The 14,703-nt window shown below is 59.0% G+C and carries 13 protein-coding genes; 8 read left to right on the forward strand and 5 right to left on the reverse strand.

Annotated features, from left to right (window positions below):
- The first annotated feature begins 73 nt into the window (after window positions 1-73).
- From yaaA to SPHFLASMR4Y_RS05010, 4 genes are all read left to right on the forward strand, one after another.
- Complete coding sequence (gene yaaA, locus SPHFLASMR4Y_RS04995) at window positions 74-832, forward strand: peroxide stress protein YaaA (protein ID WP_089132568.1); 759 nt, start codon at window positions 74-76, stop codon at window positions 830-832.
- Window positions 829-1,533 (forward strand): SDR family NAD(P)-dependent oxidoreductase, encoded by a 705-nt coding sequence (locus SPHFLASMR4Y_RS05000; RefSeq protein ID WP_089132569.1) that lies wholly within the window; start codon window positions 829-831, stop codon window positions 1,531-1,533. Before yaaA ends, SPHFLASMR4Y_RS05000 begins: the two co-directional genes overlap by 4 nt.
- Window positions 1,534-1,702: 169 nt before the next feature.
- A complete protein-coding gene (gyrA, locus tag SPHFLASMR4Y_RS05005; protein ID WP_409928911.1) occupies window positions 1,703-4,405 on the forward strand; it encodes a DNA gyrase subunit A in 2,703 nt (900 codons plus the stop codon).
- Between the two features lie 116 nt (window positions 4,406-4,521).
- Window positions 4,522-5,358, forward strand: a complete 837-nt coding sequence (locus tag SPHFLASMR4Y_RS05010; RefSeq protein ID WP_089132571.1) for a TauD/TfdA dioxygenase family protein — start codon at window positions 4,522-4,524, stop codon at window positions 5,356-5,358.
- Here the strand turns inward: SPHFLASMR4Y_RS05010 and SPHFLASMR4Y_RS05015 are convergent.
- The gene (locus tag SPHFLASMR4Y_RS05015) at window positions 5,349-6,038 is read right to left on the reverse strand and encodes a lysoplasmalogenase (protein ID WP_260807078.1); all 690 of its coding nucleotides are present in this window, start codon (window positions 6,036-6,038) and stop codon (window positions 5,349-5,351) included. The genes SPHFLASMR4Y_RS05010 and SPHFLASMR4Y_RS05015 overlap by 10 nt on opposite strands.
- Window positions 6,039-6,135: 97 nt before the next feature.
- Here SPHFLASMR4Y_RS05015 and trmFO point away from each other — a divergent pair, with 97 nt between their 5' ends.
- Window positions 6,136-7,488 (forward strand): methylenetetrahydrofolate--tRNA-(uracil(54)-C(5))-methyltransferase (FADH(2)-oxidizing) TrmFO, encoded by a 1,353-nt coding sequence (gene trmFO, locus SPHFLASMR4Y_RS05020; protein ID WP_089132573.1) that lies wholly within the window; start codon window positions 6,136-6,138, stop codon window positions 7,486-7,488.
- On the opposite strand, the gene SPHFLASMR4Y_RS05025 is transcribed toward trmFO, so the two are convergent.
- Together SPHFLASMR4Y_RS05025 and SPHFLASMR4Y_RS05030 are read right to left on the reverse strand one after the other, a co-directional pair.
- The gene (locus tag SPHFLASMR4Y_RS05025) at window positions 7,485-7,943 is read right to left on the reverse strand and encodes a hypothetical protein (RefSeq protein WP_089132574.1); all 459 of its coding nucleotides are present in this window, start codon (window positions 7,941-7,943) and stop codon (window positions 7,485-7,487) included. The two genes, trmFO and SPHFLASMR4Y_RS05025, sit on opposite strands and share 4 nt — an antisense overlap.
- A gap of 38 nt (window positions 7,944-7,981) precedes the next feature.
- Window positions 7,982-8,653 (reverse strand): squalene/phytoene synthase family protein, encoded by a 672-nt coding sequence (locus SPHFLASMR4Y_RS05030; protein WP_186266045.1) that lies wholly within the window; start codon window positions 8,651-8,653, stop codon window positions 7,982-7,984.
- Window positions 8,654-8,822: 169 nt separating this feature from the next.
- On the opposite strand from SPHFLASMR4Y_RS05030, the gene SPHFLASMR4Y_RS05035 reads away from it, so the two are divergent.
- The 3 genes from SPHFLASMR4Y_RS05035 to SPHFLASMR4Y_RS05045 are packed head-to-tail and all read left to right on the forward strand — an operon-like array spanning window position 8,823 to window position 12,168.
- Window positions 8,823-10,865: a TadE/TadG family type IV pilus assembly protein gene (locus SPHFLASMR4Y_RS05035; protein ID WP_186266046.1), complete on the forward strand. Its 2,043-nt coding sequence runs from the start codon at window positions 8,823-8,825 to the stop codon at window positions 10,863-10,865.
- On the forward strand, window positions 10,865-11,473 hold the full coding sequence (locus tag SPHFLASMR4Y_RS05040) for a TadE/TadG family type IV pilus assembly protein (RefSeq protein WP_089132577.1): 609 nt from the start codon (window positions 10,865-10,867) through the stop codon (window positions 11,471-11,473). Before SPHFLASMR4Y_RS05035 ends, SPHFLASMR4Y_RS05040 begins: the two co-directional genes overlap by 1 nt.
- A gap of 29 nt (window positions 11,474-11,502) precedes the next feature.
- A complete protein-coding gene (locus SPHFLASMR4Y_RS05045; protein WP_145955456.1) occupies window positions 11,503-12,168 on the forward strand; it encodes a TadE/TadG family type IV pilus assembly protein in 666 nt (221 codons plus the stop codon).
- Window positions 12,169-12,195: 27 nt separating this feature from the next.
- Here the strand turns inward: SPHFLASMR4Y_RS05045 and SPHFLASMR4Y_RS05050 are convergent, their stop codons facing one another.
- Both SPHFLASMR4Y_RS05050 and pdhA read right to left on the reverse strand, forming a co-directional pair.
- Window positions 12,196-13,578, reverse strand: coding sequence for a pyruvate dehydrogenase complex E1 component subunit beta (locus tag SPHFLASMR4Y_RS05050; protein WP_089132579.1), 1,383 nt, complete (start codon window positions 13,576-13,578; stop codon window positions 12,196-12,198).
- Window positions 13,578-14,663, reverse strand: coding sequence for a pyruvate dehydrogenase (acetyl-transferring) E1 component subunit alpha (gene pdhA / locus SPHFLASMR4Y_RS05055; protein ID WP_260807079.1), 1,086 nt, complete (start codon window positions 14,661-14,663; stop codon window positions 13,578-13,580). The genes SPHFLASMR4Y_RS05050 and pdhA overlap by 1 nt, the downstream gene beginning before the upstream one ends.
- Window positions 14,664-14,703 lie beyond the last annotated feature (40 nt).

The raw sequence follows: 14,703 nt of genomic DNA on the forward strand, positions 1-14,703 counted from the left end.
TGAATAGAGGTTGAACAGTCGGGGCTCGCTACCGCCGGCAGACAGCCATGAATATATAATGAGGTAAAATCGCGTGCTTGCAATCATATCCCCCGCCAAATCGCTGGATTTCGAATCCGCTATTCCGGCAATGTCGCCCTCCGAGAACCGCTTTCCCGAGGAAACGGAAAGGCTGGCCAACGCGATCGGCAATCTGACGGTCAAGAAACTGAAAGCCATCATGCCGGTCTCCGACAATCTGATCGCGCTCAACCGGGAGCGCTACAGCGCATTTTTCGAGCAGCCGGAAAGACCGGCAATTTACGCCTATAATGGTGATGTCTACACCGGGTTCGAGGTCAGCAGCCTTGAAGAGGACACGATAAATTTTGCCCAGGATCACCTGCGCATTCTTTCCGGTCTTTACGGATTGTTGCGGCCACTTGACCCCATTCGCCCCCACCGGCTGGAAATGGGCACAAAATGGGCACCGCGCTACAGCAAGCTGACCGACTTCTGGAAGGACAAGATCGCCACCGCACTGGCCGCCGATATGGAACAGACCGGCAGCGACACGATCGTCAACCTCGCGAGCAACGAATATTGGGCATCGGTCAAACCGCATGTTGCGAAACTGCCCGGCCGGGTCATCGAAGTGGATTTCCGCAAGGACAGCCCCGACGGCCCCAAATTCATAAGCTTCGAGGCCAAGCGCGCCCGCGGAATGATGGCCCGCTATATCTGCGAGAATCATCTGACCGATCCGGAAGCGCTCAAGGGCTTCGACTATGACGGCTACCGCTATGATGCGGAAAGCAGCACCGAAAGCAGCCTGCGCTTCCTGCGGACATGACCGGACCGGCTGCCGTCGTAGTCGGCGCGTCGGGCGGCATTGGCCGCGCGGTCGCCGACGCATTGGAAGCCGGTAGCCGATATGACAGCGTCATCCGGCTCTCCCGATCCGGCGACAGCCCTGTCCCGATCGACGTAACCTGCGAAGACAGCATAAGCCATGCGGCGAAATGGCTTGCGGACAGCCAGATCACGCCCTCGCTCCTGTTTGTCGCGACCGGGCTGCTCCACCAGGCCGACCGGGGACCGGAAAAAAGCCTGCGCCAGCTCGATGCCGACTGGCTGATCGAAAACTATCGGGTCAACGCGATCGGCCCGGCGCTGGTCGCCAAATATTTTCTGCCACTGATGGCGCGAAAAGAGACGATCCGGTTCGCGGCGCTCTCCGCCCGGGTGGGCAGCATTTCCGACAATCGTCTCGGCGGCTGGCATGGGTATCGCGCCTCCAAGGCGGCCCTCAACATGATGATCCGCAATCTCTCGATCGAATGGTCGCGCAAGAATGAAAAGTCGATAATCGTCGCCCTGCATCCCGGCACCGTCGACACGGCGTTGAGCGTCCCGTTTCAGGGCAATGTTCCACCCGGAAAATTGTTGGATTCCGGTCGTGCCGCCGGTCAACTTCTGACCGTGTTGGATGCGCTGGAACCGGCCGACAGCGGCAAGATTTTTGCGTGGGACGGCAGGGAAATCGAGCCCTGATTCCGGCTGCGTAATATTATTGTAAAACTGGCCCGAAAGGCTGGCTTTTGCCCGCCCGTTCGCCTAGAAGAACCGACAAGAAAAAACATATAAAAAAGGTCCGTTTGTGAACGAACAAACCACTCCGCCCTCGCCGTCCAATATCGAACCGATAGACATCGTCGACGAGATGAAAACCAGCTACATGGATTATGCCATGTCGGTCATCGTCAGCCGTGCGCTGCCTGATGTCCGTGACGGCCTGAAGCCGGTTCATCGCCGCATATTATTTGCCGCCCAGGAAGGCGGTATGGTTGCCGGACGGCCCTATCGCAAATGCGCAAAGATCGTCGGCGACGTGATGGGCAACTATCACCCGCATGGCGACAGCGCGATTTATATGGCTCTCGCCCGGATGACCCAGGACTGGTCGATGCGGGTCCCGCTGGTCGACGGTCAGGGCAATTTCGGCTCGATGGACCCCGACATGCCCGCTTCGATGCGTTATACCGAGGCACGGCTGAACAAGGTCTCCAATTTCCTGCTCAACGATCTCGACAAGGATACGGTCGACTTCATCCCCAATTATGACGGCAGCCTGCAGGAACCGTCCGTGCTCCCTGCCCGCTTCCCCAACCTGCTGGTCAACGGCGCTGGCGGTATCGCGGTCGGCATGGCCACCAACATTCCGCCGCACAATCTCGGTGAAGTGGTCAACGCCAGCCTCGCCTATATCGACAATCCCGCTATCACGATCGATGAACTGATCGAGATCGTTCCCGGCCCCGACTTTCCGACCGCGCCGCTGATCCTGGGCCAGTCGGGCGCCCGCGCCGCCTACAAGGATGGCCGCGGATCGATCATGATGCGCGCCCGTCACGAGATCGAGGAAGGACGGGGCGACAAACGTTCGATCGTTCTGACCTCCATCCCTTTCCAGATCGGCAAGTCGGCTCTGGTCGAAAAAATCGCCGAAGCCGCCAAGGACAAGCGGATCGAGGGCGTATCCGATATCCGCGACGAATCCAGCCGCGCCGGGGTGCGGGTGGTGATCGAGCTGAAACGCGACGCAACCCCCGATGTAGTGCTCAACCAGATCTGGCGCTTCACCCCTGCCCAGTCGAGCTTCCCGGCCAATATGCTCGCGATTCGCGGCGGCCGGCCCGAAGTGCTGACTTTGCGCGACATCATCGAATCCTTCGTCAAATTCCGCGAGGAAGTCATCACCCGCCGCACCAAGTTCGAGCTGAACAAGGCGCGTGAACGGGCACATATCTTGCTCGGCCTGGTGGTTGCAGTCACCAATATGGACGAGGTCGTCCGGATCATCCGCGGTTCCTCCACGCCTGCGGAAGCCCGCGAATCGCTGCTCCGCCGCGAATGGCCGATTGCCGAAATCGCGCCCTATATCCGGCTGGTCGAAGCAACCGAAACCGATGTCGAGGGCGACAGCTACAAGCTTTCCCCGGTTCAGGTAAAAGCGATACTGGATCTGCGTCTGCAGAAGCTGACGGCGCTCGGCCGCGAGGAAATCGGCGACGAGCTGAAGGAGCTTGCTGCCGCGATCGAGGAATATCTCGCGATACTGGCCGACCGCGCGAAACTCTATGCGGTGATGCGCGAAGAGCTGGAAGAAGTGCGCGACCAATTCGCAACGCCGCGCCTGTCGGAAATCACCGCCGCCTGGGATGGTCTGGAAGACGAGGATTTGATGGAACGGTCCGAGATGGTCGTGACCGTCACCCATGGCGGCTATATCAAGCGGACCCCGCTCGACACGTTCCGTGCCCAGCGCCGCGGCGGCAAGGGCCGCGCCGGCATGGCGACCAAGGAAGAGGATGCAGTCACCGAATTGTTCGTGACCTCCACCCATACGCCGGTCCTGTTCTTTTCGACCCATGGCAAGGTCTATCGCCTGAAGGTCTGGAAACTGCCGGAAGGCGGCCCGCAAACCAAGGGGCGGCCGATGATCAACCTGCTGCCGCTGGCAGACGGAGAAACCATTTCCACCGTTCTGCCGTTGCCGGAAGACGAAGCGGAATGGGCGGATTTGCACGTCATGTTCGCAACCGCCAAGGGCAGCGTCCGGCGCAACAGCATGGACAGCTTCACCAACGTGCCGTCCAATGGCAAGTTCGCAATGAAATTCGACGAGGACAGCGATGACCGCCTGATCGGTGTGAAGCTGCTGACCGACGGTGACGATGTGCTGCTCGCCACCAGGAACGGCAAGGCGATTCGTTTTGCCGGAAACGCTGTCCGCTCGTTCCAGAGCCGGACCTCTACCGGTGTCCGCGGCATCGCGCTGAAGGGCGATGACGAGGTTATCTCGCTGTCCGTCCTGCGCGGTTTCGAAGCCTCGACCGAAGAACGCGACCAGTATCTCAAGGCCGCGCCCTGGAAGGATAACGAGAACGCTCCCGAATTGTCCGCCGAACGCATGGCCGAATTCAGCGCAACCGAGGACTTCATCCTCACCGTTTGCGCCAACGGCTATGGCAAGCGCTCGAGCGCTTATGAATACCGCCAGTCGGGCCGCGGTGGCCAGGGCATTCTCAATATCGACAATATCAAGCGCAACGGCACGGTCGTCGCCAGCTTCCGCGCGTCGGACGACGAGCAGGTCATGCTGGTCACCGACCAGGCCAAGCTGATCCGCATGAAAGTTGCAGATATGCGCGTGATCGGCCGGAACAGCTCGGGCGTCAAACTGTTCAACGTCGCGCAGGGCGAACATGTCGTCGGCGCAGCCAAGATTGACGAGGAAGAGGAACCAGAAAATGATGCGGAAGACGCGGTGGTCGAGGAAATGGTCGATCAGGGCGTTTCCGATGGTGATGTCGCGGTAACGGACGATACCGGAGATGAAACACCGGAAGACAGTTCTGAATGATCCGGTGCCATTCGTCCTGCGCCCGTCGCGAGGAAGTCTAGCGAAAGATAGCTCCGGCAAGAAAGAGATGCGGCAAGAGATTCTGTACGAACGATAATAGGTCGAAGGGAGAGCTGATGAAAGTCACACCATCCGGACAAGCCTGCGGAGCCGAAGTGACGGGCATTGACCTGACCCAGCCGCTTTCGGCTGAAGATATCGACAGCTTGCGAATCGCCTGGCTCAAACATCATGTCCTCTCCTTCCCGGGTCAGGCCATGAATGATGACGATCTGGAGCGGTTCACGCGCTGTTTCGGCGACTTTGGCCACGACCCGTTTTTTGCCCCGATCGAAGGCCGGCAGCATATCGCCGCGATCCAGCGCGAAGCCGACGAAAAATCGCCTCTATTTGCAGAAAGCTGGCATAGTGACTGGAGCTTTCAGGCGCTACCGCCGGCGGGCACCTGCCTGCTTGGCCTCACCATTCCCCCGGTTGGTGGTGATACATTATTCGCCAACCAGCATGCGGCACTTGATGCGATGCCGCCCGAGATGCTCGCGCAATATGAAGACCTGATCGCGATCCACAGCGCGCAAATGGCTTACGCGCCGGATGGCGCTTATGGCGACAAGGACGAAGGCCGCAGCATGGCGATCCGCCCCGACGAATCGGCCCGCGAGACGCAGACCCATCCGCTGGTCCGCGATCATCCGGAAACCGGTCGGCCCGGGCTGTTCAGCTGTCTGGGCTATATTATCGGTTTTGAAGGCATGGCGCAGGAACAGGCGCTGCCGCTTCTCCAGAAACTATACGCATGGCAGAGCCGCGAAGAATTTATCTATCGCCACAAGTGGCAGCCGGGGATGCTGGTCATGTGGGACAATCGTTCGGTGCTGCACTGCGCGACCGGCGGTTATGACGGGCACGACCGCCTGCTCCACCGCACCACGATCGCTGCCTATCAGGGCTGAACCGGGTCGGCACTGTCGGCCGCCATTTCATGCCGCAGGGTTCTGACGATCCCCGTGGCAATCATGAACTGGCCGAAATAATAGAGCGGCCAGACCAGCAGGGTCGGGATGAAGCTGTTTTCCAGCGCTCCCATACGCGCAAAAATCAGCAGGTCCGACACCAGAAACATGATTGCCCCGGCCCCCACCTGATACCGAGTGAAGCGGCTCGTCCAGGCCATGGACGCCATCACCGCGACCGACAGGCAATAGATGGCGATGAGCAATGCTTCACTCCTGTCGGATGGCAGCGCCCAAGCGATGAACACCGAGAATGGCACCAGCAGAATCGCAAAGCCTTTCTGGCTCAGGCTGAGCTTGTGTCGCCGGTAGCGCGAATAGAAAGCAATGGCGATCAGATGCCCGATCAGGAATGCGCCCGCGCCGATCCGCATGTCATATTCCAGCGCCATGTCGCCGATCGCGCCAAACGCCATGATCGCCCCGACGATCTTGCCATCGAACCGGTGCAGACGGATCAGCGCGTAGATCGCCAGAAAGCTGACGCCAGCGCCCTTCCAGGCGACGATCAATGGTTCGGGCAGTTCCGGACTGTCCAAGACACAGGCGAAATAATAGCTGATGCCGAACAGCAGGCTGAGCAGCAGAAACGGCCGGTTCTCGGCAAAGGCACTTTTCATCGGAATATCATCTCCCCCTCGTCGCGACGGTCCTTAACATGCAAGCCGGACGACTGCCAGATTGACATTGCGACCTTGGGGCAACACTAAGGCGCGCATGACACAAGTACATATCATTGGCGGCGGACTCGCCGGCTCCGAAGCAGCATGGCAACTCGCGGAACAAGGCATAAAAGTGCGTCTTTCCGAAATGCGGGGGAGCGGCGAGATGACGCCTGCCCACCAGACAGACGGTCTGGCCGAACTGGTCTGTTCGAACAGCTTCCGCTCCGATGATGCGGAGAAAAATGCCGTTGGCCTGCTGCATCAGGAAATGCGCGATCTCAATTCGATCATCATTGGCGAAGGCGACAAGCACCGCCTGCCCGCCGGATCGGCGCTCGCCGTCGACCGGGATCATTTTTCAGAAGCCGTAACCAAACGACTCAGCGAACATCCCAATATCGAGATCATGCGCGAGCGTATCGACCAGTTGCCCGAAAGCGGCCTGACGATTGTCGCCACGGGCCCGCTCACCGCCATGACCCTCGCAGAGAGCATCGGCGCGGCGACCGGCGAGGACTCGCTCGCCTTTTTCGACGCGATTGCCCCGATCGTCTATAAAGACAGCATCAACATGGACATCGCCTGGATGCAGTCGCGCTGGGACAAGGTCGGACCGGAAGGCGACGGCAAGGACTATATCAACTGCCCGATGGACGAAGAGCAATATAAGGCCTTCATCCAGGGTCTGCTCGACGGTGAAAAAACCGACTTCAAGGAATGGGAGAAAAATACACCCTATTTCGAAGGCTGCATGCCGATTGAAGTGATGGCCTCCCGCGGCCCCGAAACGCTGCGCTATGGTCCGATGAAGCCGGTCGGTCTGACCAACAGCCATACCGGTGGCAAGGCCTATGCCGTGGTCCAGCTGCGCCAGGACAATGCGCTTGGCACATTGTGGAACATGGTCGGATTCCAGACCAAGCTCAAATATGGCGCGCAGGCTGAACTGCTCCGCACGATACCCGGCCTGGAGAATGCCGAATTCGCACGGATGGGAGGACTGCATCGCAATACGTTCATCAACGCACCCAAGCTGCTTGACCAGCAATTGCGCCTGAAAAAAGCGCCGCATATCCGCTTTGCCGGACAGATTACCGGCTGCGAGGGCTATGTCGAAAGCGCGGCGGTGGGTCTGATGGTTGGCCGCATGGTCGCGGCGGAGGTCCGCGGCGAGCCTTTCACCCTGCCCCCGCAGACCACCGCTTTCGGCGCACTGCTCTCGCATATTACCGGCGGAGCCGATGCCCGCGATTATCAACCGATGAATGTCAATTTCGGCCTGTTCCCGCCCTTCGAGCAGAGGGTCAAGAAGAAGGAACGCAAGGAAGCCTATACGGCAAGAGCGCGGACCGATTTCGCCCAATGGTTGCAGCCGCTGTCTTCAGAAGGTGTCCAGATAGCCTAGCATTTGCACCGGGAAGCCTTTCGTTTCGGCCGGGTGGTCCGGAATTCCGTGCGCGTCAATTGCCCGTTCCCGTCGCTATCCGCGCCGGCGAAACGCTCGCTGGTGGAAATCGCCCATTCCTCGAAGGTCAGCAGATTATTACCATCGGTATCAAGCTTGCGGAATGAATCGGTGCGGCTGCTCATCATTTCCAGCCGGGTGATGCTTTCGTCGCGATTGCGGTCATAGCGGTTGAACCGCATCTCTTCCCGTGTCGCCTTATAGGCTTCGGGCGGCGTCGGACCGACCGTTTCTACGTCCAGCTCGGCAACCGGCAGGACTTCGGGATCTGGCGATTCCGGCGGTGGTGGCGCTTCGGGTATCGGCACGTCCTGCCCCTCCGCACCGATCCACAGAAACAGGCCTGCGGACAACATCAGGATCATGCCGGCAGCCCCGGCGAGAAATGTCTTCATAGGCAAAGCCCGCGTATCAGCGGCTTTCGATCCGGGGTCTAGCGGCCAGCAATCCCGTGCCAGATGATGCGCACGGCGCTGGCCGGACTATATAGATCGGCAGCCAGTTGCCCCTTCCTAACATCATGGATCATCAGTTTGCAGAGGATTGAAAGGGGTCGACCGCTTCTGTCAAAATCGGGCGCACCCCGGGATTTTACGATGGCCGAACACCGGTCGAACGCGGACTGGCGCATCGCGGCATCCGAGCAATGGCGGGCAAAATCCCACAACGCCCAGGCCTGGCCCAGGTCGGCCTGCCGGTCGCTCAGCGCCGTTTCGTCCGACAGGCCGAATGCAAAAAAGCCGCGCCCGCGCGCAACGGCATAATTGTCGAACTCGCGGTCGCCCCAGGGAAAATCCTCCAGCATCGCCTCCCACCCGTCGAGCAGGGTCAGCAGCGGCGCTAGATTTGCGCCTTTCTCTTCAAGATGATTGATCTGCTCGACCAGTGGTTCGCCCGCCGGCCGTTCCGCCGCCGGCTTGGTTAACACGTCCCGCCACCAGGTTAACCGCATCTGTCCAATCAATATTTCGGAAGTCGACCGGATAATATCGGCAAGACGGGCATCGAGCGCGAATAGCAACGCATATCGGGAGCGATGTTGCTGCTTTGCATAGGCGTGAATCAACCTGTGGATTGGTTCTAGTTGTAAAACCGTGTCAGACATGGACATGGCGTCGACGGTTTTCTGGGAAAAATCAAGGTAAACATGGCCTTAACCAAGCCTATTGCGCGGTCACTAACCCTTTTCTCCCTATCAGGCATACCGCAATGAAACGGGATGGCTTTGCTGTTCACGTATATTTCAGGGGCATGGCATGGTTGAGAGAAACAGGATGAAAGCAGCGAAATCGTTTTTGCAGGAGCTGCGTTCCAATACCGCCGGCAATACGCTGGCCATGGCCGGCATGGCAATGTTCCCGCTCGCAGCAATGATTGGCGGCGGTGTCGATGTCAGCCGTATCTATCTGGTGCAGACACGTTTGCAACAGGCATGCGACGCCGGCGCGCTGGCTGGCCGGCGCCAGATGGGCAGCGGCACCTGGACCGCGAACAGCAACGCCGCCAACACTGCTGCCCGAAATATGTTCAAGGCCAATTTCGATACCGATGCCTTTGGCTCCTACGACGGCGCATATGCCTTTACCGAAAATGCCGGCACGGTAACCGGCGTGGCCACGGTCAAAGTGGACATGGCAGTGATGCAGATGTTCGGCTTTGGCACCAAGAATGTCGCCGTCGAATGTGATGCCTCGATGAGCATTCCCAATACCGACGTGATGTTCGTACTGGACACGACCGGGTCGATGAACTGCCCGGATACCGGTTCAACCTATTGCAGCAACAATGGTAATACAGAAGCCTCCAACGCCCGAATCCGGGGCCTGCGCTCGGCCGTGAAATGCTTCTATGAAACCTTGGCAAAAAGAAACAGCAGCGAGGATTGCGGATCGACACCGGCGGCCGGTAGCGAAAATACCGCCCATCTTCGCTTTGGCTTCGTGCCCTACAGCACCAATGTGAATGTCGGCAAGCTTCTGCCCAATGATTTTATCGCCGATCGCTGGACCTATCAGTCGCGCGAGGCGATCACCCGGGCGGAGAATGTGATCGTCGATTACACCCCGGGCACGCCCTATCTCTATGGCAGCACATTTTACTATGATGGCGGCTGGAGCGGACGTTCGACCGTCGAGACCCACTATAATGTGCGCAACAGAAATGCCTGCAGCGATCTTCAGCCCGAGGATTATGACGATATGTCGGGCAGCGAAGGGGCACCATATGGTCATTCGACCTGGACATCCGGCGACGACCAGATCACCCGTTGGTATACCGATGTCAACGGCACCCGATATGACTATAGCACCAGCTACAGCAGCAGGCAGGACCGTTGCCGGATCAGGCTGCGCACCCGTGATCTCGTCGAACGGCGGGAATATCGCCAGATCAACTCGCCGGTATATGAGCAGCAGCAGGTGTTTTCCCGCTATGATTACAAGCCTGTAACATTTGATGTCAGCGGCCTGAAAGCGGGTGGATCGACCTGGAATGACTCGATCGATCTTCCGGTCGGCAATGAAGGCCTGGATACCGGCGTGACCTGGGACGGCTGTATCGAGGAACGGCAAACCGTCAGGACCAGCAATTTCAGTCCGATCCCCGTGGCCGCCTATGATCTTGATATCGACCGCGTACCGACAACCGGCGATCCCGCCACCCAGTGGGGGCCGTTGCTCGACACTGCGGTCTGGGGCAGATATAATTCCTACGGCAGCCGCACCACCAGCACGGTTTCCACGGCAAGCAATCTGAGCCGTAACTTCAGCTATACCTGCACCAACGAGGCCCGCAAACTGCAACGCTGGGATACGCCATCCGATTTCGATGCCTATCTCGACGATCTCGATGCGATCGGCAGCACCTATCATGATATCGGCCTGATCTGGGGTGCCCGTTTGTTGTCGCCAACCGGGATATTCGAATCGGAAAACGCCGCCTCGGCTAGCGGGGGCGCGATCGACCGTCACCTGATCTTCATGACCGATGGCGACACCGTGACCAGCAGTACCCAATATACGTCCTACGGGGTGGAATGGTATGACCGGCGCAGAACTTCGGCAAGCAGCGCGCCGTCGTCAAACGACCTGACAAGCCAGGTCAACAGCCGCTTCCTGGCGATGTGCAACGCGATCAAGAACAAGAATATCACCTTGTGGGTGGTCTCGTTCGGCAATGGCGTAAGCGCGGGATCGATTACCAACCTGCGCAACTGCGCAACTTCGGGCAAATTCTACAACGCCAGCAACAGCGCCGAATTGCTCGCCAATTTCCGCTCGATCGCCAACGACATCTCGCAACTGAGACTGACAAACTGATGCGCGGATTATTGAAAAAGTTTCGCGCCCTCAAAAGAGACGATGGCGGTGCCGCACTGGTGGAATTTGCGCTGGTGTCGCCCGTCCTCATCCTCCTGATAATGGGCATGCTGGACCTCGGGCACCGCATTTATGCAACGGCAATTCTGCAGGGGTCTGTACAAAAGGCTGCGCGCGACGCCAGTCTCGACGATGGTTCCGCAAACGCCAGCGCGATCGATGATCGGGTCAAGGAGCTGATGTTGCCGGTGCTGCAGCCGGAACCGATCTCGGATTTCGAATTCACGCGCAAGAATTACAGCGATTTTTCCGACGTCGCGCAGCCTGAAGATTTCACCGACACGAACAATGACGGTGAATGCAATAATGGCGAACCCTATGATGATGTAAACGGAAATGACAGCTGGGACGCCGACCGCGGTGCTGCCGGCCAGGGTAATGCCAAGGATGCCGTTCTCTACACCGTCAAGGTGACCTACCCCCGGCTGTTTCCGATGGCCGGGCTGGTCGGCATGTCGCAGGACGAAGTCATTCAGGCCAGCACCGTTGTCCGCAACCAGCCGTTCGGCGAACAATCTGATCGCGGGGAGATAAAGAATTGCACTTGATATCCAGGATTAGCCGGCGGAAACCCTTGTTGTCTGTCAAACGCACCTTGTCCGCTCTTGCGGTCAATACAAGCGGACTGGCCCTTATTGAACTGGCCTATTCGCTGCCAATTCTCATGGGGGTCGGCATGTATGGCGCAGAGGTTGCGAATGTCGCGATGGTCAGAATGCGGGTCAACCAGATTTCCATGCACGCCGCGGACAACGCATCCCGCATCGGCGAGGGATCCCTGTTGTCACAGAAGAAAATCTACGAAAGCGACATCAACGACCTGTTTGTCGGCGCGGACCGCCAGGCCGGCAAATATGTCGATATATATGAGCATGGCCGCATCATCATAAGCAGCCTCGAGAAACATAGCGATGGCGATCAATATATCAGCTGGCAGCGGTGCAAGGGCAAAAAGGTCCATCAGTCCAGCTATGGTACCGCGGGAGCCAGTTCGCCCTCCCGTCCGGTCAATGGCATGGGGCCGGCAGGCGCCCGCGTGACCGCGCCGGACAATCAGGCCGTGATCTTTGTCGAGGTTTCCTACGATTACCAGCCACTGATATCGAGCACCTTTACCAGCACCCGCACGATCACCACGCGCGGTGCCTTCAACGTGCGCGATCGCCGCGACCTGACGCAGATATACGACAAGACCGGCAGTGATCCGGTATCCAGTTGCAATGTGTATGACGGCGTCGACTAGCCAGGACCGGTCCGGGCCAGCACGGCTCTATTTGTAGCAAACCTTCTTCGCCGCCTTGATGATCCGCGCGCTGTCGATCAGCGCCGCTTTCTCCAGATTGGCGGCATAAGGCAACGGCACATCCTCGTTGGTTACCCGCATCACCGGTGCGTCGAGATCATCGAAGCCCTGCTCCATGCACAGCGCGACAATCTCGCTCGCGATCGAGCAGGTCGGCCAGCCTTCTTCGGCAACCACCATCCGGTTGGTCTTGGCGAGGCTCTTCAGAACGGTTTCCGTGTCGAGTGGCCGCAAGGTGCGCAGATCGATAACCTCGGCCTCGATCCCCTCGCCTGCAAGCGTGTCGGCGGCTTCCAGCGCCAGGCCGACACCGATCGAATAGCTGACGATGGTGACATCACTGCCTTCACGCATGATTCGCGCCTTGCCGATCGGCAGCGTATAATCCTCGATTTCGGGTATTTCGAACGAACGGCCATAGAGCAGTTCATTTTCCAGGAACACCACCGGGTCGGGAGTCTGGATCGCCGCTTTCAGCAAGCCCTTGGCGTCCGCTGCGTCATAAGGGGCGATCACGATCAGGCCGGGCACCGCCGCATACCACGGACCGTAGTTCTGGCTATGCTGCGCGCCGACCCGCGAGGCCGCACCATTGGGGCCACGGAAAACGACCGGGCAGCGCATCTGGCCGCCGGACATATAGTTGGTCTTCGCCGCCGAGTTGATGATCTGGTCGATCGCCTGCATCGCGAAGTTGAAGGTCATGAACTCGACGATCGGCTTGAGACCGCCCATCGCCGCGCCGGCCCCGATGCCGGCAAAGCCATGTTCGGTGATCGGCGTGTCGATCACCCGTTTCGCCCCGAATTCGTCGAGAAGCCCCTGGGTCACCTTGTAGGCGCCCTGGTACTCGGCAACTTCCTCGCCCATCACAAAGACCGTGTCGTCCTTGCGCATTTCTTCCGCCATCGCGTCGCGCAAGGCTTCCCGGACGGTAATCGGCACCAGTTCCGTGCCTGCGGGAACCGACGGATCGTCGGCCCGCGAAACCGGAGCCGGCGGTGCGGCCTCCATGATCTCGGGCTTATCTTCTTGCGCAGCCGCAGGCTTGGCCTCTTCCTTGGGCTCACTGGCCGGATCGGATTTGCTTCCGGATTCGGCGTCTTCGTCTTCACCGGTCATCTCGGCGATCACGGTGCCGACAGCAACCTCGTCGGTTCCGGCCTCGACCAGAATTTTCGAGATCACGCCCTCGTCGACCGCTTCAAATTCCATCGTCGCCTTGTCGGTTTCAATTTCCGCCAATATGTCACCGGAGCTGACTTCGTCGCCTTCCTTGACAAACCATTTGGCCAATGTGCCTTCTTCCATCGTCGGCGACAGGGCGGGCATTTTCAGTTCGATCGCCATCAATATTGCTCCACCAGCACGTCAGTATAAAGTTCGGACAGTTCCGGTTCCGGTGACTCCTCGGCAAAATCCGCCGCCTCCATCACGGTCTTCCGGACCTTCTTGTCCATCGCTTTCAGATCCTCTTCCTTCACGCCCTGCTTGAGCAGAGCCGCCTTCAGCCGTTCGATCGGATCGGATTTCTCGCGCACGTCCTGGACTTCGTCGCGGCTGCGATATTTCGCCGGATCGGACATCGAATGGCCGCGATAGCGATAGGTCTTGAGTTCCATCAGAACCGGACCGCCACCGCTACGGACATCCTTCAACGCTTCCTCGACCGCGCCGCGAACCGCCAGCACATCCATGCCGTCGACCTGCACGCCGGGAATACGGAAACTTTCACCGCGCCGGTAAAGCTGGTCTTCGGCGGACGACCGGTTGACACTGGTGCCCATGGCATATTGGTTATTCTCGATCACGAAAATCACCGGCAGTTGCCACAGCTCGGCCATGTTGAAACTTTCGTAGACCTGCCCCTGATTGGAAGCACCGTCGCCGAAATAGGCCAGACAGACACCGCCATCTTCCTTATATTTATGGGCGAACGCCAGGCCGGTGCCGAGCGACACCTGCGCACCGACAATGCCGTGCCCGCCGTAGAAACCATGTTCCACCGAGAACATGTGCATCGAACCGCCCTTGCCCTTCGAAATGCCCGATGCGCGGCCGGTCAGTTCGGCCATCACGATATTCGGGTCGATCCCGCAGGCCAGCATGTGACCATGATCGCGATAGCCGGTAATGACACTGTCCTTGCCCGGACTGATCGCCGACTGCAGGCCGGTAACGACCGCTTCCTGACCGATATAGAGATGACAGAAGCCGCCGATCAGACCGAGGCCATAGAGTTGCCCCGCCTTTTCCTCGAAGCGCCGGATGAGCAGCATCTGCTCATAAAATTCCAGCATCTCCTCTTGCGTTGCTTTGTATATCGGGGCCTTCAGGCCTCCGGTCGACGGGGCGGCCGGTTTGGCTTTGGCCGGCGCGCGCTTGGGCGCCGTGGTTTTTTTGGCTGGGGTGGTTTTCCGGGGAGCTTTTGCCACGCGAGCGGGATCCTTTTTTTGACTAGCAAATAGCATAGCC

It is taken from the genome of Sphingorhabdus sp. SMR4y (assembly GCF_002218195.1).
Taxonomy (GTDB): Bacteria; Pseudomonadota; Alphaproteobacteria; order Sphingomonadales; family Sphingomonadaceae; genus Parasphingorhabdus.